This is a genomic window from Streptomyces sp. NPDC025651, from assembly GCF_055558735.1.
This window is the reverse complement of the sequence record NZ_JBVHLZ010000001.1, coordinates 464,867-482,066: the sequence shown is the minus strand read 5'-3', so window position 1 is coordinate 482,066 and position 17,200 is coordinate 464,867. Positions and strand designations below refer to the sequence as shown.

Here is a 17,200-nt window from a genome sequence, read left to right as displayed (position 1 = left end):
CCCCTACGGGTTGCGCACGTCGACGGTGTACACGGACCGCGCCCCGTAGGGGACGTACAGCGCGTCCCCCACCAGCGTCAGGGGGGCTCCGTTCTCGGGCATCATCTGGCCCGCCCCGACGGACCGTCCGGGGCGGGTCCACGCCACTTCGCCGGTGTCCCGGTCGAGCGCGGCCAGGCGGCCGCTGGGGGACGCCACGTAGACGTGGGTGGCCGATGCCAGGGGGCTGCCGGGGAACTCGACGGTGGAGTAGCGGTCCCAGAGCTGGCGGCCGGTGCGGGGGTCGACGGCGCGGACGCCGCCGTTGGGGTACGTGAAGTAGAGGGTTCCGCGGCTGAGCGTGGGGGTCGCGCCCGGTGACTGGGCCCGGGAGAACCGCACCGTGCGCTGGTCGCGGCCGCTCGCGCTGACGGAGACGAACGTGCGCAGCCGGGTCAGGGAGGTGTCGGCGAGCACGAGGCGCCCGTCGGCCTGGCCGATGAGGGTGAGGTTGTCGCTGCCGCGCACGGTGACCGTCCAGGCCGGTTTGCCGGTGGCCGGGTCGAGACGGGAGACGTAGGTGCGCGACTTCTCGCCGTGGCAGACCCGGTAGCCCTTCGCCGCGGCCTCCCGCAGCTGGCAGCTCTGGCCGGGGAAGGAACGCGTCCAGAGGGCCTTGCCGTTCTCGGGGTCGAGCAGGGCGTACGATTCGTCGTTCTCGCCCAACGTGGTGAGCACGCCGTCCTCCGTGGCCGCGACGGTGCCCCCTTCCGGGGTCGGGTCGGGCGCCATGGCGCCGTCGCCCCGATGGGTCGGGGTGGTCCACAGCGTGCGGCCGGACCGGGCGTCCAGGGCCTGGATCGCGTAGTCCTCGATGCTGCCGTTCTCCGTGGACGTCTGGTTGTTGCGGAAGACGAAGACGCGGTCGCCCGCCGTCCCGATGACGGTGCCCTCCAGGCCGCCGGTGTCGTCGGGGACGGGGTCGACGGGCAGGCCCCACTCCCGCTTGCCCGTGGCCAGGGAGAAGCGGACGGCCTTGACGTCGTCTCCCGCGCAGATCAGGCCCTGCCCGACAGCGGCGCAGCGATCGAAGGCCCGGGAGGGTTCGTCCTTGCCGCCGGTGGTGTCCTTCGCCGTCCACTCGCGCCAGCCCGCGGGCAGTTGGCTCGCCACCGGGCCGTCGCCCCTGGCGAGCCACACGACCGCGCCCGCCCCCAGGACCGCCAGCAGCAGTCCGCCCACCGAGGCCGCGATCAGCAGCCTGCGGCGGCGCGGTCCCGGGGGGACGTCCTCGGCTGCGGGCACCGCGGGCTTCGGCTCCGGGGTGCGTCTCGGCGGGACCGGCTCGCCCTTGAGCAGGCCGAGGAGTTCGTCGGGGGTGGGGCGCGCCGCGGGGTCCTTGGCGAGGCAGTGCTCGATGAAGGGGCGGAACTCGGCGGGTACGCGGTCGAGTTCGGGGGCGGCTTCGACGACGCGCGTCGCGGTCTCGTAGGGGCTGTCGCTGTCGAAGGGGCCGTGGCCCGTCGCCGCGTACGCGAGGACGGCGCCGAGGGAGAAGACGTCCGACGCGGGGCCGACGTCGCGCGGGTTGGTGAGCTGCTCGGGGGACATGTAGGGCGGGGTGCCCATGACGCGGCCCGTCTGGGTGAGGGCGTCGGCACCGAGGGCCTCCGTGGCCCGGGAGACGCCGAAGTCGATGACGCGGGGGCCGTCGTCGGCGAGCATCACGTTGGCCGGTTTCAGGTCGCGGTGGACCACGCCGACGCGGTGGATGTCGCGCAGCGCCTCGGTGAGGCCCGCGGCCAGGTCGCGCAGCCGGTCCAGCGGCAGCGGGCCCTCGCGGCGCACATGGCCGCCGAGGTCCACGCCGGGGATGTAGACCGTGGCCATCCACGGGCGTTCGGCGTCCGCGTCGGCGTCCACTACGGGTGCGGTGAACGCGCCGCTGACCTGGCGCGCGGCGGCCACCTCGCGGCGGAAGCGGGTGCGGAACTCCTGGTCGTCGGCGTACTGGCCGTGGACGACCTTCAGGGCGAGGCGGCGCCCCGACGCGGAGCGGGCGAGATAGACGACGCCCATGCCGCCGGAGCCGAGCCGGTCCTCGATCGGATAACCGCCGATGCGGTCCGGGTCCGAGTCGCGCAGAACCATCCCGTACGCCCCCCGTCCCCGCGGCCCTCTTCCCCGCTCTCCAGTTTCCCCTCCCCGCAGCGTACGCCGCCTCGGGCGAGCGCCCCGAAGGGCCTCAGAAACTGATCGAGTTGATGGTCTCCGCGACTTCGTTGAGGAACCGATTTATCGACGGCGCCATGCCCGTGGACGCGAGGAAGAAGCCGAAGAGCACCGCGACGACCGCGGGCCCCGCCTTGAGGGATCCTCCGCGGATCAGCACCACAAGGATGATCGCCAACAGCAGTACCACTGACAGCGAAATCGCCACACTGATCACACCCTAGGTCGGTCGCTCTCCCGGCCCGGGGGGTACGACCCCGCACACCCCCGCCAGGGACCATCGTGCCACCAACGGGCCCACTGTATGCGGCCGGTGACACATCGTCGGCCAACGCTTCCCGGGCCCGGCGCGCGGGGGCGCCCCCGGGGCGCATGAACAGCGCACCCTCGCACGGCAATTCGACGACCTGCGCACATGGGTAATTCGGCTTGATCGTTGCCATCGCCACACACGGCGTTCGCAGGAAATTCGAATTGTTGCCGGGAGCACACGCTGGACATTTCACCAGAGTCGCCCGCAGGCGTTATGCACCATTTAAACCGGATGAGTTGTGACGTACTGGACATGATGTGGCCGCATCTCTTTGTCGACCCAACCGATTCCCAGTGATTAGCGGGGGATTGAGTTGAGAGAAGTGACGAGGGTTTTACGAAATCACTGCCGCGACGCTAAGGTGCCTCAGATGTTCCACGCTGCCACCACCCCCGCAGGCGCAGTGCGGTCCCGGATCGTCTCACCGAGCTCTTGGTGGGAGGGCCTGTGACCAACTCGGTGCACCCGCACGGACGCCACCGAGCGCCGCTCCCCCCGGCCCAGGTGCCGGCGGCCGGAGTCGCCGAAGTGCCGACCCCCCGCGCCCACCACCCGACCCCGCAGGCCGCGACCGCCACCGCTCCCCCCACCCCGTCCGGCCACAGCACCGCCAAGAACGCGTCGAAGCCCGCCAAGCAGCGGGACGCGTTCTTCGACAATGCCAAGTACCTGGCGATCGTCCTCGTGGCGATGGCCCACGCATGGGAACCGCTGACGGATCACAGCCGCGCCGCCGAGGCGCTGTACATGACCGTCTACACCTTCCACATGCCGGCGTTCATCCTGATCTCCGGCTACTTCTCGCGCAGTTTCGACATGCGGCCCGACCGCCTCAAGCGGCTGGTCACCGGCGTCGCCGTGCCGTACGTCATCTTCGAAGTCGCGTACACCCTCTTCAAGCGCTGGGCGGACGACGACCCGAGCCAGCCGATCAGCCTGCTCGACCCCTGGTACCTCACCTGGTTCCTGGTCGCGCTCTTCGTGTGGCGGCTCACCGTGCCGCTGTGGAAGATCGTGCGCTGGCCCGTGCCGCTCGCGCTGGCCGTCGCCATGCTCGCCGTGATCTCCCCCGACATCGGCGACGACCTCGACCTGCAGCGCGTGCTGCAGTTCATGCCGTTCTTCGTGCTCGGCCTCTTCATGAAGCCCGAGTACTTCCAGCTGGTGCGCCGCCGCGAGGTGCGGATCCTGTCCGTGCCGGTCTTCGCGTGCGCGGTACTCCTCGCCTACTGGGCCGCGCCCCGGATGACCTCCGTGTGGTTCTACCGCCGGGACAGCGCCCAGGAGTTGGGCGTGCCGTGGTGGGTCGGCATCGTGATGACGCTGGCGCTCTTCGGCTGTTCCGTCGTCCTCACCGCGTGCTTCTTCGCGTGGGTGCCGCGCCGCAGGATGTGGTTCACGATTCTCGGCGCCGGCACGCTGTACGGCTACCTGCTGCACGGCTTCCTCGCCAAGGGGTCCCGTTTCTGGGGCTGGTTCGAGGACTACGAGTGGCTGCACAAGCCGGCCGGCGAGATCTTTGTGACGGTGGTCGCCGCGAGTGTGGTGACGTTGCTGTGCACGCCTCCGGTGCAGCGGATGTTCCGCTTCGCGATGGAGCCCAGGATGGAGTGGGCCTTCAAGCGGGACGCGGCGCAGCTGGCCCGGGAGCGGGCCAAGTCCACGTAGCGGGGCCTCGACCCGTCGGGGTCCGGCCGACCGACAAGGGCGCGCCTGACGGCGTACTTCACCGTCAGGCGCGCCCTTGTCGTCGCTGAACTACGCCGACCTCAGGGCCGCCCTCGCCGGGAGGGCCGTCGAGGCCAGGCCCAGGAGGAGGACTCCGCCCGCGAAAGCGGCGTACACCAGTGGGGGGATGTACGGGGATTCGCCGGTCAGGCCGTTCATCATCGGGACCAGCGTGGCCAGGGCGATCGCCGTGCCCAGCACGATGCCCGCGCAGGCCACCAGGAGGGCCTCCCAGCGGATCATCCGCAGCACCTGGCGGCGCGTGGAGCCGATCAGGCGCAGCGTGCCGAGTTCGCGGCGGCGGTCCAGGACCGTCATCACCAGGGTGTTGACCGCGGCGACGGCCGCGAAGCCGCCGAGGACGGCCGCCATCGTGGTGTTCGCCCAGGCGTTGAGCTCGCGGTCCATGGACTGGGCGGTGGCGTAGTCCTCGCGGTCCTTCAGCGTGCCGAGGCCCGAGAGCGCCTGGGCCGAGCCGCCCCTGGTCCAGATCTCCGTGGCGAAGGACGACGTGACGTGCGGCTTCAAGTCGGCCGCGGGGAGGGTCACCTGGGAGAGGCCCATGCCCCTGCCGTACGTCGCGACGATCTTCGGCGACGCCTTGGTGCCGTCGGGCAGGCGAAGGTTCAGGCGGTCGCCCACGCCCACGTGGGCGTTGCGGGCGAGGGACGCGTCGATCGCGGCCTCCCCCTTGCCGAGCTTCAGGGAGCCCGTCTCGACCTTCAGGTCCTGGACCTTCGCGAGGTCCGCGGCCGAGCCGGTGATGCCCTGCGTCGACGCCGACTCCAGCCAGCGGTCGCCGCCCGAGCCCACCGGGACGAGGACCGAGGCCTTGAGGAGGCCGACCGCCGAGGTGACTCCCTCCGTGTGCGCCGCCCTGGACACCGCCCCCGGGGCCAGGCCCGTCTCCGACGTGATGATGTGGTCCGCCGTGATGCCCGCGCGCTGCTGATTCGCGGCGACCCGGTCCTCGCTGGTGTGCATGAAGACGAGGACGGACGAGAAGGCCATGGCGAGCACGATCGGGGTGATCGCGGAGGCCAGACGGCGGGCGTTCGAACGGGAGTTGGCGGCCGCGAGCGAGGCGGAGGCGCCGGCGCCGCGCAGCGGGAGGCCGAACAGGGCCGCGCAGCCGCGGGCCACCAGCGGTCCGAGCAGGGCCACGGCGACCATGAAGAGCATGACGACGCCGAGCGCCGCGTTGGCCGCGTCCTCGCCGGTGGCGCCCGCGGCGACCCCCGCGAGGGCGGTGCCGCCGACCGCCGCGGCGATGCCCAGCGGCGTACGGATCCAGCCGACCGGCATCCGTTCCACGGAGGCCTCGCTGAGCGCCTGGCCCGGCTTGATGCGGGAGGGGCGGCGGGCGGCCATGTAGCCGGCGCCGAGCGCGGTGAGGACGGCGGTGCCGATGGCGGCGACGAGAGGGATGAAGGAGACGGACAGGTCCACGGCCTCGGGGATCGCGCCCTTCTCCTTGAGCTGCCCGAACCACCAGGTGGCCAGGGCGATTCCGGGCAGCACGCCGACCGCTGCGGCGAGGGGGGCGACCAGCAGGGTCTCGGTGGCGATGGTGCGGCGGATCTGGCGCGGGGTGGTGCCGATGGCGCGCAGCAGCGCGTACTCGCGGGCGCGCTGGCCCACCGAGAGCGCGACGGTGCCGGCCGCGGTGAAGACGGCGGTCATGGCGGCGATCCCGCCGAAGGAGCCGCCGAGCGCGGTGAGCATCTCCTTGGCGTAGGCGAGTTCGGAGCCCTCGGCGGCGCTGCGGTCGTCGCCGGTGTGGACCTCGGCGCCGCTCCCGAGGGCGTGCGCCACCCGGGACCTGAGGGTGTCGTCCGAGACGCCCGCCTTCGGGAGGACCGCGATGGCGTCGACCCGGCCCGGGTGGCCCGAGATGCGGACGGCTTCGGAGTCGGCGAACCAGGCGGTGGACGCGCCCTGTCGGGGCTCGACCGTGCCGGAGACCCGGAAGTCGCGCGGGCCGTCCGCCGTGGTGAGCGTGGCGCGCTCGCCCACGGAGGCGCCGGCCGTGGCGAGGACGACCTCGCCGGGCTGCGGGGCGCGGCCCGCGGTCAGCTTCTCGCCGGTGAAGGCGGTGGAGCCCCAGCCGTGCGCGGTGACGTCCTTGTCGCCGGACCGCACGGGGAAGGTCACGTCGGCGACGGCGGCGCGGGCGCCGGGCACCGAACCCGCCTTGGCCACCAGGGAGTCGTCGAGCCGCGCATGGTCGGGCAGCGGGGTGCTGCTCTCGGACCTGCTGTCGCCGCTGCCCGTGACGAAGTGGGCCGACTGGTCGGCGGCGGCCACCACGGGCGCACCGGTGTAGCGGGTGGGCGGCACGGAGGCGCGCAGCCCCGTCTCCAGGAGGATCCCGCACGCGGCGACGATCAGCGAGGCCATCATCAGCGCGACGAACGTGCCGGCGAACGCGGCGGGTTTGAAGCGGACGGCCGCGCGGGCGAGGCCGTTGGGCAGGTACGCCATTACGCGGCCACCCCCGCGTAGGCGGCCGGAGCGGATAGGGCGGTCATGCGGGCCTTGATCTGCTCGGCGGACGCGCGCTCCAGGCGGTCGACGATGGAGCCGTCGGCGAGGAAGAGGACGCGGTCGGCGTGGGCGGCGGCGGCCGGGTCGTGGGTGACCATGACGACGGTGGCGCCCATGGTGTCGACGGCGGAGCGCAGCAGGCCGAGGACCTCGGTGGCCGTGGTGGTGTCCAGGGCGCCGGTCGGCTCGTCGGCGAAGATCACGTCGGGCTCGGTGACCAGGGCGCGGGCGATGGCGACGCGCTGCTGCTGGCCGCCGGAGAGCTGCCCGGGGCGGCGGCTCCCCTTGTCGCCGAGGCCGACGCGGGCGAGCATCTCGGCGGCCCTGCGGCGGTCGGGGCGACGGCCCGCCAGGCGCATCGGCAGGACGACGTTCTGCTCGACGGTCAGCGACGGCAGCAGGTTGAAGGCCTGGAAGACGAAGCCGAGGCGGGTGCGGCGCAGGGCGGTGAGCTTGTTCTCGCTCATGCCGGTGATCTCGGTGCCGCCGAGGTGGACGGTGCCCGAGCTCGGCCGGTCCAGGCCCGCCGCGCACTGCAGGAAGGTGGACTTGCCGGATCCGGAGGGGCCCATGACGGCGGTGAAACTGCCGCGCGGCAGGGCGAGGTCGATGCCGGCGAGGGCGTGCACGGCTCCGGCGCCGCGGCCGTACTGGCGGCGGACCCCGCGCAGCTCGACGGCCCAGTCACCGGGCCGGCTGCTCGGCATCGGGGGCACCATCGCCGCCCTCGTGCCTTCGTCGGTCCGGTTCTTCCGTCGCAGCCCCATGGCCGTGCCCGCCTTCCGTTCGTACGCCACTGGGACCTCGCCGTGAGACGCCCCTGGTCGATGTCTCGAACGTACGGATCCGGGGGTGGCGCGGACCATGAGGGCCGCTGGCGAACACGGGGTGGGGAGAACCCCACCTCAGGCCTTCAGAAGTCGCCGATCAGGTCGTTTGGTAACCTAAGTATTGACGCGTTCTTGACGCCCCCTTTGCCTTGAGCGCTGCTTTGCCCAGACGACTCGTACCGACCGAACAGAAGGAACGGGCCCATCGGACACGCAGACACCCTGATAGCCATGGGCGGCGCCTTTCTCGCCGCCGCCGTCCTCGCGCGCCTCGGCGGCCGCATCGGACTTCCCACCATCCCCCTCTTCATCCTGGCCGGGATCCTCCTCGGCCCCCACACCCCCGGCGTGGTCCTGGTCTCCGACCCCCACGACCTGGAGATGCTCTCGGCGCTCGGCCTGGTCCTGCTGCTCTTCTACCTGGGCCTCGAGTTCCACATGGACGACCTCAAGACCGGCGGCCGCAAGATGGCCGTCGCCGGCGGCGTCTACCTCGCCCTGAACGTCGGCGCCGGCCTGGGCTTCGGATTCGCGCTCGGCTGGGGCACCTCCGAAGCGCTGGTCCTCGCCGGAGTGCTCGGCATCTCGTCGTCGGCGATCGTCACGAAAGTCCTCGTCGACACCGGCAGGCTCGGCAATCCGGAGACGAAGCCGATCCTCGGCATCATCGTGGTCGAGGACATCTTCCTGGCGCTCTACCTCGCGGCGCTGCAGCCGATCCTGTCCGGCGCCGACAGCCTCTCCGCCGCCGTGATGGACGGCGGCAAGGCCTTCGGCTTCCTGCTGCTCCTCGCGCTCGCGGCCCGCTTCGGCACCCGCGTGATCGGCCGTCTCTTCGCCATCAAGGACGACGAGTTGCTCGTCATCTCCTTCCTCGGCGCGGCCGTCTTCGTCGCCGGGGTCTCGGAGTGGTTCGGCGTCGCCGACGCGATCGGCGCCTTCATGGTCGGCCTGATGCTGGGCAGCACCGCGTCCGGCAACCGCATCCGCAAGCTGGTGCACCCGCTGCGGGACGCGTTCGGCGCGATCTTCTTCTTCGCCTTCGGGCTCTCCATCGACCCCGGCGACCTGCCGGTGGTGCTGTGGCCGGTCCTCGCGGCGGTCGCGGTGACGCTCCTGATGAACGTCCTCGCGGGTCTCGGGGCTGCGCGGGTGTACGGCTTCGGGGCGGGCCCCGCGGCGAACATCTCCACGACGCTCCTCGCCCGCGGCGAGTTCGCGCTGATCCTCGCCACGATGGCGGCGGGCGCGGGCCTCGACGAGCGGCTCTCGCCCTTCATCGCGGGGTACGTGCTGCTGCTCGCGGTCCTCGGGCCGCTGGCCGCGGGGCGCTCGGAGTGGCTGGCGCGGATCCTGCCGGGCGGGCCGGACTACGCGGTGGCCGGGCCGAGTTCGCCGGAGAAGACGGAGCGGGCCTCGGCGAACAGCGTGCCGTAGTCGGATCCGTGGGCGGCCGTGACGCGATACGGGGCCTCCATGGCGTCCGGGTCGCCCACGGCTTCCCCCGTCACAGGGCGCGGGCAGCGGCTGCCCGCGCCCTGCCGCGTCCTGTTCACGCCTCCCGGCAGATCAGCAGCAGCGCCCTGTCGTCGTTCACGTCCTTCGCGACCGCCTCGATCAGGTGCCAGGCCGCGCCGTGGAAGCCGCCCGCCACATACCGGTCGGCCTCCCCCGTCAGGCGGTCCATGCCCTCGGCGATGTCGCGGTCGGAGGTCTCCACGAGCCCGTCCGTGAAGAGCATCAGGACGTCGCCGGGGCGCAGCATGCCCTTGACCGGGTCGAACTGCGCGCCGTCGTAGACGCCGAGGAGCGGGCCCTGGCCCGCCTTCTCCTCCCAGCGGCCGCTGCCCGCGCTGAGCTGGAGGCCCGGCGGGTGGCCCGCGGAGAAGAGTTCGTAATCGCCGGTCTCCAGGTCGAGGACCAGGTGGATGGAGGTCGCGAAGCCCTCGTCCCAGTCCTGGCGGAGCAGATAGCCGTTGGCGGCGGGCAGGAAGGCGTGCGGCGGCAGCGAGCCGAGCAGGCCGCCGAAGGCGCCGGACAGGAGCAGCGCGCGCGAGCCCGCGTCCATGCCCTTGCCGGAGACGTCGGTGAGGACGGCCTCCAGGGTGCGGCCGCCGTTCGTGCGGGCCGCGACGACGAAGTCGCCGGAGAAGGACTGGCCGCCGGCCGGGCGCAGCGCCATCTCGCGGTGCCAGCCGCGCGGCAGCTTCGGCAGCTTGCTCTGCACGCGGATGCGCTCGCGCAGGTCGAAGAGCATCGTTCCGCCGCCGCGCCAGGGCACGCCGACCCTGCTGCGGAACTGCGCGATGAGCAGCCCGAAGAAGCCGCAGGCCGCGACCACCAGGACGACGCCCGGCGTGACGCGCGAGGGTCCCTCCGCGTACGGGCCGAGCTGGACGGACTCCACGATCAGGGCCGCCGCCGACGCCGCGTACAGGCCGAGGAGGCTGGCGGGGCGGAGCAGCAGGCCGCCCGCGACGATGGGCAGGACCAGGGCGGCCGGCGAGCACCAGACGTTGTTGACGATCGTGCAGACGGTGATCACGGGGATGGTCAGCAGCAGTCCGGCCAGGGCGATCCAGTCGGAGCCGTCCCCGCGGAAGTAGTCGACACCGGATTTGCGCAGCGCGATGCGGGCCCGGTGCAGCCGCTTCTTCATCCGGGCCGTGAACGTCTCGGCTTCCGCACGCCGCTCCCGCCGTGCGCGCCGTTCTCCTCGTACCGCCATTGCTCGTGGACCTTATCCAGCGGGCCGGGCACTTCGCACGGGAGGTCCCAGTTGTCCCCCGTCAGGGGCACGCCCGGGACGGTCGGCGACGGCGGTCGAAGGGCCCTGCGGAGCGCGGAAATCCTGTCGCAACGCCCGTATCGCCCTGGTAGTCATGGCATATGACGAAAGACTTGAGGGTGCTCGACGAGGCCGACTGGGACAGGTGGTACGGGACGCTGGAGCGCGCCTTCGGCGGCGTCGCCGAGTCCGCCGACGAGCGGAAGCTGTGGCGCGCGCTCACCGAGGTCGAGCGGTCGATCGGCGTGTGGGACGGGGACGCGTGCGTGGGGACGGCGGGGGCGTTCTCCTTCCGCGTCACGGTGCCGGGCGGCGCGCTGGTGGACGCGGCGGGCGTGACGATGGTGGGCGTCGCGGCCACGCACCGCAGGCGCGGGATCCTCACCTCGATGATGCGGCGCCAGCTGGACGACGTCCGCGCGGGCGGCGAGCCGCTGGCCGTGCTCACCGCCTCCGAGCCGGTCATTTACGGCCGGTTCGGGTACGGCGCGGCCACCCAGCAGCTCAAGGCCCACATCGACACCGACCGCGTCTCCCTGTCCGTGCCGGCCGGTACGGACGACGTACGCCTGCGGTACGCGGAGCCCGCCGACGTCCACGACGCGTGCGAGGAGCTGTACGCACGCGTCGTCACCGAGCGGCCCGGCATGCTGGCCCGGCAGCCGGGCTGGGACCGGCTCAGGCTGCTCGACCCGGAGAGCGAGCGGGACGGCGCGTCCCCGCTGCAGTGCGTGGTCGCCGAGCGCGCGGGGGACCCGGTCGGGTACGCGCGGTTCGCCGTGAAGCCCGAGTGGGACTGGCAGGGCCCCAAGGGCACGGTCCACGTGCGCGACGTCGAGGCCCTGGACCCGGCGGCGTACGCGGCGCTGTGGCGGTTCCTCTTCGGCATCGACCTGACGTCGTCGGTCGTCGCGCACAACCGTCCGGTGGACGACCCGCTCCTGCAGCTCGTCTCCGACGTCCGCCGGTGCGGCCTCACGGTGCGGGACTCGCTGTACGTGCGCCTCGTCGAGGTGGGCGCGGCACTCCAGGCGCGTACGTACCAGGCGCCGCTGGACGTGGTGTTCGAGGTCGAGGACGCCTTCTGCCCCTGGAACGAGGGGCGTTGGCGGCTCACCGGCGACGCCAAGGGAGCCTCCTGCGAGCGCACAAAGGACGCCGCCGATCTCGCCCTGTCCGTACGGGAGTTGGGCTCCGCCTATCTCGGCGGGGTGTCCCTGTCCTCGCTCGCGGGCGCGGGCCGGGTGCGGGAGCTGCGCCGGGGCGCGCTGGCCGAGGCGTCGGTGGCGTTCGGCTCGGACGCGGCGCCGTGGCTGCCGCACGGGTTCTAGGCGGCGGCTCCGGCAGGGACCTTGGGCTTGCGGGTGGCCAGGTAGAGGGCGACGCACCAGCCGATGAACGAGGCGCCGAGGAGGAGGTTGACGACCAGCACCAGCCAGCGGTTCTCGACGCCTCGGTTGAAGGCGATGAGCGACGGCAGCAGATAGACCGCGGTGACGAGCACCACGAGCACGACGGCACCCAGGGGTCCTACGTCGTTGAACATCACTTGCTCCCCGAGGAACGTTGGCAGGTCGGGCACCAGAAGAGGTTGCGGGCGGCGAGGTCGGCGGTGCGGATCTCGCCGCCACAGACGTGGCAGGGCATGTTCGCCCTGCGGTAGACGTACACCTCGCCGCCGTGGTCGTCGACGCGCGGCGGGCGGCCCATCGCCTCGGGGGTGTGCTCAGGCCTGACGGTGTCGATCCGGCCCCGGCGCACACCCTCCCGCATCAGGTCCACGAGGTCCGCCCAGATCGCGGTCCACTGCGCCTCGGTGAGGTCCTTGCCCTGGGTGTACGGGTCGATGCCGTGCCGGAAGAGGACCTCGGCGCGGTAGACGTTGCCGACGCCCGCGATGACCTTCTGGTCCATGAGGAGGGCGGCGACGGTGGTGCGGCTGCGGGCGATGCGGCGGTAGGCCCTGTCCGGGTCGTCCGCGTCCCTGAGGGGGTCGGGGCCGAGCCGGTCGTGTATCGCCCGCTTCTCCTCGTCCGTGACGAGGGCGCAGGTGGTGGGGCCGCGGAGGTCCGAGTAGTACGTGTCGGTCGCGAGGCGCAGGCGGACCGTGTCCGTGGGGGGCGGGGCGGGGGCCTGCCCCAGGGTGTACTTGCCGAAGAGGCCGAGGTGGACGTGGACCCAGTCGGCTTCGCCGAAGCCGAGGAAGAGGTGCTTGCCATGGGCCTCGGCGGTCTCCATCACCTGGCCGGTGATCAGGGCCGCGCTGTCGCTGAACTTGCCCTGGGGGCTGGTCGCCCGGACTTGGCGGCCCTCGAAGCGACTTCGGTGGTCGGCCGCCAGGCGGTGGATGGTGTGCCCCTCCGGCAACGGATCCTCCTCGGAGTGGTGATAGGCGGGCGTAGGGGCGGGTTCTTTTCCCCGATCCCGCCCCTTCCCGAAACCGGGGCTCCGCCCCGGACCCCGCTCCTCAGACGCCGGAGGGGCTGGAGATCACTGCTGAGGGTGGCCTTCGGGGATGGCGGGCAGCTCGCCCGTCTCCTCGTAGCGCGACAGCATCTCGATGCGGCGCGTGTGACGCTCCTCACCCGAGTACGGCGTGGCCAGGAAGATCTCGACGAACTTCGTCGCCTCTTCCTGCGTGTGCATGCGGCCGCCGATCGAGATCACGTTGGCGTTGTTGTGCTCACGGCCGAGCGCGGCGGTCTGCTCGCTCCAGGCCAGCGCGGCCCGTACGCCCTTCACCTTGTTCGCGGCGATCTGCTCGCCGTTGCCGGAGCCGCCGATGACGATGCCGAGGGCGTCGGGGTCCGCGGCCGTCCTCTCCGCGGCGCGGAGGCAGAACGGCGGGTAATCGTCCTGGGCGTCGTAGATGTGGGGCCCGCAGTCGACGGGCTCGTGGCCGTGGCTCTTGAGCCATTCGACCAAGTGGTTCTTGAGTTCGTAGCCGGCATGATCCGAGCCGAGGTACACGCGCATGCGTCCGAGTGTGGCACGTCATGGGGCGGGTAGCCGCGACGGGGCAGGTACTTGATCTTCCCGTTCGGGACCTTGGTCCAGGCCATTGGCCGGAATACAACGATCCGGATTCAGGACTTCCGTCCCGTTCGCCCCTGAGTTTGAATGCGGGGGCTCGTGACCCGAGAACTTAAGGATTCGTCCATGACCTCGCAACCCTCCCTTGCGAAGGCAGACAGCGCCCCCGCATCTCCTGGGGATCCGCAGTCTGGCGACAGTGGTGACACCGGCGACGGCCTGAAAGCGGGTCTCAAGAACCGCCACCTCTCCATGATCGCCATCGGTGGTGTGATCGGTGCCGGCCTCTTCGTCGGCTCCAGCTCCGGCATCGCCGCCGCCGGGCCCGCGATCCTCGTCTCGTACGCCCTCGTCGGCGCGATGGTCGTCCTCGTGATGCGGATGCTGGGCGAGATGGCCGCCGCACGGCCGACCTCCGGCTCCTTCTCCACCTACGCGGACCAGGCGCTCGGCCGCTGGGCCGGCTTCTCCATCGGCTGGCTGTACTGGTTCTTCTGGGTCGTCGTCCTCGCGGTGGAGGCCACCGCGGGCGCGGTGATCCTCAACGGCTGGATACCCGCCGTCCCGCAGTGGGGCTGGGCGCTCATCGTGATGGTGGTGCTCACCGCGACCAACCTCGTGTCGGTGGGCTCGTACGGCGAGTTCGAGTTCTGGTTCGCCGGGATCAAGGTCGTCGCGATCGGCGCGTTCGTCGCCATCGGTCTGCTCGCCGTCTTCGGCGTGCTGCCCGGCTCCGACAACCCCGGCGCCGGATTCGCGCACCTCACCGACGCGGGCGGCTTCCTGCCCAAGGGCGCGGGCGCCATCCTCACCGGTGTGCTGATGGTCGTCTTCTCCTTCATGGGCAGCGAGATCGTCACGCTGGCCGCGGGCGAGTCCGAGGACCCCCAGCGCGCGGTCACCAAGGCGACGAACAGCGTCATCTGGCGCATCGGCGTCTTCTACCTGGGCTCGATCTTCGTCGTCATCACGCTGCTTCCGTGGAACGACAAGTCGATCACCGAGAAGGGCAGTTACGTCGCCGCGCTGGACTCGATCGGCATTCCGCACGCCGGTCAGGTCATGAACGTCATCGTGCTCACCGCGGTCCTCTCCTGCCTCAACTCCGGTCTGTACACCGCATCCCGCATGGCGTTCTCGCTCGGCCAGCGCGGCGACGCGCCCAAGGCCTTCGCGCGGACCAACAAGCGGGGCGTGCCGCAGGCCGCGATCCTCGGCTCCGTCGTCTTCGGCTTCCTCGCCGTCTGGTTCAACTACCAGTGGAAGGACACCGTCTTCGACTTCCTGCTCAACTCCTCGGGCGCGGTGGCCCTGTTCGTGTGGCTGATCATCTGCTTCACGCAGCTGCGGATGCGCGGGATCATCCTGCGCGAGGAGCCGGAGAAGCTGGTCGTGAAGATGTGGCTCTTCCCGTACCTGACGTGGGTCACGATCGGGATGATCTCGTTCGTGCTCGTCTACATGCTCGTCGACGAGACCGGGCGCAAGCAGATCCTGCTCTCGCTCCTCGCGGCGGCGTTCGTGGTCGTCTTCTCGCTCGTACGGGAGAAGATCCGCCCTCGCGACGTGACGTCCGGCTGACCGATCTCCCTGCGAAGCCCCCGCGGTTGGACCGCGGGGGCTTCGCCGTGCCCGCTTCGCGTCCGCCGGGAAAACTTGACGGCTGGTGTCAGGTTATTGCGGGATGCTCCTCTCCGTCAGACAGAAGTACGCAGCTCAGCAGGCGTACGTGACTCAACGGAGGCTCGCCGTGGACTTCATCGACCAGCGACTCGTGTTCCGGCCCGACGACGCCGGGTACGACGAGGAACTCGCCGGATTCCAGACGGGCTTCGCGGTGCGGCCCGCCCTCGTCGTCGCCGCCCAGAGCGCCGAGGACGTCGTCGCCGCCGTGTCGTACGCGGCCGAGCGGGGGCTGCCCATCGGCGTCCAGGCCACCGGGCACGGCCTGCCGGGGGCCTCGGAGGGCGGCGTCCTCGTCAGCACCCGGCGGCTCGACTCCGTCACCGTCGACCCCGGGGCCCGCACCGTCACCGTCGGCGCGGGCGTCCGCTGGGGCCAGGTCGTCGAGGCCGCGGCGGAGCACGGGCTCGCCCCGCTCAACGGCTCGGCGCCGAGCGTCGGCGCCGTCTCGTACACGCTCGGCGGCGGACTCGGCCTGCTCGCCCGGGAGTTCGGATACGCGGCCGACCACGTCCGCTCCGTCGACGTCGTCACCGCGGACGGCACCCTGCGCCACGTCACGGCCGACAGCGACCCCGAGCTCTTCTGGGGCCTGCTCGGCGGCGGCGCCAACCTCGGCGTGGTCACGGAGCTGGAGATCGGCCTGGTGCCGGTGGCCAGGGTCTTCGGCGGGGCCATCGCGTTCGACGGCCGCGAGGTCGACCCGGCCGCCCTGCTGCGCGGCTACGAGGCGTGGACGCGGACCGTGCCCGACGCGGTGACCTCGTCGGTCTCGGCCCTGGTGTACCCGGACATCCCCCAGCTCCCGCCGCATCTGCGGGGCCGGTACCTCGTCTCGGTCCACGTCGCGTTCACCGGCCCGGCGGCGGAGGGCGAGCGGCTCGTGGCGCCGCTGCGGGAGCTCGGGCCCGCCCTTTCGGACACGCTGCGGGAGATGCCGTACACCGAGAGCGCCTCCATCCACAGCGACCCGGACTTCCCGCACGCCTACTACGCGGACAACGCGGTCCTGAGCGAGCTCGACGTCGAGGCGGCCGGTGAACTCCTCGCGCTGACCGGGCCGCGGGCGTCCTCGATGCACGTGGTGAAGATCCACCACCTGGGCGGGGCGCTCGCGCGGCCCGCGCGCAACGCGGTGTCCCACCGCGAGGCGGGCTGGGCGGCCATGATCCTGTCGCCGCTGGACGGAACGGACGTCGAGACGCTGCGGAAGGTGCACGCGCAGGCGTTCGGGAAGGTGGCGCCGCAGACCGTGGGGCGCTTCCTCAACTTCGTGTTCGGCGGCGGCGACAGGACCGAGGGGATCTACGCCCCGGACACGCGAAAGAGGCTCGCCGAGCTGAAGGCCACGTACGACCCGGCGAACCTCTTCAGGCGGAACTACGACGTCAGTTGAGTACGGGACTCCGGACGCTCAGCGGTCCAGGAGCTTCCACGCCGTGGGCAGCACGCCCATCGCGAGCGCGGCCTTGAGGGCGTCGCCGATCAGGAAGGGCGTGAGCCCGGCGGCGACGGCCTGGGTCAGCGACATGCCGGTCGCGGCGGCCAGGTACGGGACGCCGACCGCGTAGATGATCGCGGAGCCGAGGACCATCGTGCCCGCGGTGCGCCACGCGGAGCGGTCGGCGCCGCGGCGGGCGAGGGCGCCCACCACCGTGGCGGCGAGCAGCATGCCGAGGACGTAGCCGAGGGACGGGGCGGCGACGCCGGACCCGGCCTCCGCGAACCACGGCACTCCGGCCATGCCGACAAGGGCGTACAGCGCGAGGGAGAGGAAGCCGCGGCGGGCGCCGAGCGAGGTGCCCACCAGCAGTGCGGCGAAGGTCTGCCCGGTCACCGGCACCGGGGAGCCCGGCACGGGCACCGCGATCTGGGCGGCGATTCCGGTGAGCGCGGCGCCGCCGAGCACGAGGGCCGCGTCCTTGGCGCGGGACGCGGGCAGCAGGTCGGCGAGGACCTGGCCGGGGCGGGTGGTGGCGGCGGCGATGCTCATCGGGACTCCGCGGGGACGTGGGCAGGTGGGGACGCGTCGACGCTATCCCAGGCGGGGGCGGGGCGACACGGTCT

General features: G+C 72.0%; 15 protein-coding genes. 5 read left to right on the top strand and 10 right to left on the bottom strand.

What is annotated here, in order from left to right:
* Positions 1 to 3: 3 nt before the first annotated feature.
* The gene (locus ACZ4D5_RS02060; protein ID WP_467770387.1) at positions 4 to 2,130 is read right to left on the bottom strand and encodes a serine/threonine-protein kinase; all 2,127 of its coding nucleotides are present in this window, start codon (positions 2,128 to 2,130) and stop codon (positions 4 to 6) included.
* 94 nt (positions 2,131 to 2,224) lie between these two features.
* Entirely contained in the window at positions 2,225 to 2,419 is a 195-nt protein-coding gene (locus tag ACZ4D5_RS02055; protein WP_467770386.1) for a hypothetical protein, read from the bottom strand.
* A 552-nt stretch (positions 2,420 to 2,971) separates the two neighbouring features.
* Here ACZ4D5_RS02055 and ACZ4D5_RS02050 point away from each other — a divergent pair.
* Positions 2,972 to 4,192: an acyltransferase family protein gene (locus ACZ4D5_RS02050; RefSeq protein WP_467770385.1), complete on the top strand. Its 1,221-nt coding sequence runs from the start codon at positions 2,972 to 2,974 to the stop codon at positions 4,190 to 4,192.
* 90 nt (positions 4,193 to 4,282) lie between these two features.
* Here the strand turns inward: ACZ4D5_RS02050 and ACZ4D5_RS02045 are convergent, their stop codons facing one another.
* Both ACZ4D5_RS02045 and ACZ4D5_RS02040 read right to left on the bottom strand, forming a co-directional pair.
* Positions 4,283 to 6,736 (bottom strand): FtsX-like permease family protein, encoded by a 2,454-nt coding sequence (locus tag ACZ4D5_RS02045; protein WP_467770384.1) that lies wholly within the window; start codon positions 6,734 to 6,736, stop codon positions 4,283 to 4,285.
* Positions 6,736 to 7,506, bottom strand: a complete 771-nt coding sequence (locus ACZ4D5_RS02040) for an ABC transporter ATP-binding protein (RefSeq protein WP_467770383.1) — start codon at positions 7,504 to 7,506, stop codon at positions 6,736 to 6,738. The genes ACZ4D5_RS02045 and ACZ4D5_RS02040 overlap by 1 nt, the downstream gene beginning before the upstream one ends.
* Positions 7,507 to 7,860: 354 nt before the next feature.
* Between ACZ4D5_RS02040 and ACZ4D5_RS02035 the strand changes: the two genes are divergently transcribed.
* The gene (locus ACZ4D5_RS02035) at positions 7,861 to 9,066 is read left to right on the top strand and encodes a cation:proton antiporter (protein WP_467770382.1); all 1,206 of its coding nucleotides are present in this window, start codon (positions 7,861 to 7,863) and stop codon (positions 9,064 to 9,066) included.
* On the opposite strand, the gene ACZ4D5_RS02030 is transcribed toward ACZ4D5_RS02035, so the two are convergent.
* Positions 9,000 to 9,185, bottom strand: a complete 186-nt coding sequence (locus ACZ4D5_RS02030; RefSeq protein WP_467770381.1) for a hypothetical protein — start codon at positions 9,183 to 9,185, stop codon at positions 9,000 to 9,002. The genes ACZ4D5_RS02035 and ACZ4D5_RS02030 overlap by 67 nt on opposite strands.
* Entirely contained in the window at positions 9,182 to 10,357 is a 1,176-nt protein-coding gene (locus ACZ4D5_RS02025) for a PP2C family protein-serine/threonine phosphatase (protein WP_467770380.1), read from the bottom strand. The genes ACZ4D5_RS02030 and ACZ4D5_RS02025 overlap by 4 nt, the downstream gene beginning before the upstream one ends.
* Positions 10,358 to 10,518: 161 nt before the next feature.
* Between ACZ4D5_RS02025 and ACZ4D5_RS02020 the strand changes: the two genes are divergently transcribed.
* The gene (locus tag ACZ4D5_RS02020) at positions 10,519 to 11,748 is read left to right on the top strand and encodes a GNAT family N-acetyltransferase (RefSeq protein ID WP_467770379.1); all 1,230 of its coding nucleotides are present in this window, start codon (positions 10,519 to 10,521) and stop codon (positions 11,746 to 11,748) included.
* Here the strand turns inward: ACZ4D5_RS02020 and ACZ4D5_RS02015 are convergent.
* From ACZ4D5_RS02015 to ACZ4D5_RS02005, 3 genes are all read right to left on the bottom strand, one after another.
* Positions 11,745 to 11,963, bottom strand: a complete 219-nt coding sequence (locus ACZ4D5_RS02015; RefSeq protein WP_467770378.1) for a superinfection immunity protein — start codon at positions 11,961 to 11,963, stop codon at positions 11,745 to 11,747. The genes ACZ4D5_RS02020 and ACZ4D5_RS02015 overlap by 4 nt on opposite strands.
* Positions 11,963 to 12,784, bottom strand: coding sequence for an Fpg/Nei family DNA glycosylase (locus ACZ4D5_RS02010; RefSeq protein ID WP_467770377.1), 822 nt, complete (start codon positions 12,782 to 12,784; stop codon positions 11,963 to 11,965). The genes ACZ4D5_RS02015 and ACZ4D5_RS02010 overlap by 1 nt, the downstream gene beginning before the upstream one ends.
* 123 nt (positions 12,785 to 12,907) lie before the next feature.
* A complete protein-coding gene (locus ACZ4D5_RS02005; protein ID WP_467770376.1) occupies positions 12,908 to 13,393 on the bottom strand; it encodes a ribose-5-phosphate isomerase in 486 nt (161 codons plus the stop codon).
* 183 nt (positions 13,394 to 13,576) lie between these two features.
* Between ACZ4D5_RS02005 and ACZ4D5_RS02000 the strand changes: the two genes are divergently transcribed.
* Both ACZ4D5_RS02000 and ACZ4D5_RS01995 read left to right on the top strand, forming a co-directional pair.
* Positions 13,577 to 15,031 carry an amino acid permease gene (locus ACZ4D5_RS02000; protein ID WP_467770375.1) on the top strand — a complete coding sequence of 485 codons (1,455 nt, stop codon included), beginning with the start codon at positions 13,577 to 13,579 and terminating at the stop codon, positions 15,029 to 15,031.
* A 169-nt stretch (positions 15,032 to 15,200) separates the two neighbouring features.
* Positions 15,201 to 16,529, top strand: coding sequence for an FAD-binding oxidoreductase (locus ACZ4D5_RS01995; RefSeq protein WP_467770374.1), 1,329 nt, complete (start codon positions 15,201 to 15,203; stop codon positions 16,527 to 16,529).
* An 18-nt stretch (positions 16,530 to 16,547) separates the two neighbouring features.
* On the opposite strand, the gene ACZ4D5_RS01990 is transcribed toward ACZ4D5_RS01995, so the two are convergent.
* Positions 16,548 to 17,126 (bottom strand): biotin transporter BioY, encoded by a 579-nt coding sequence (locus ACZ4D5_RS01990; protein WP_467770373.1) that lies wholly within the window; start codon positions 17,124 to 17,126, stop codon positions 16,548 to 16,550.
* Positions 17,127 to 17,200: the final 74 nt, after the last annotated feature.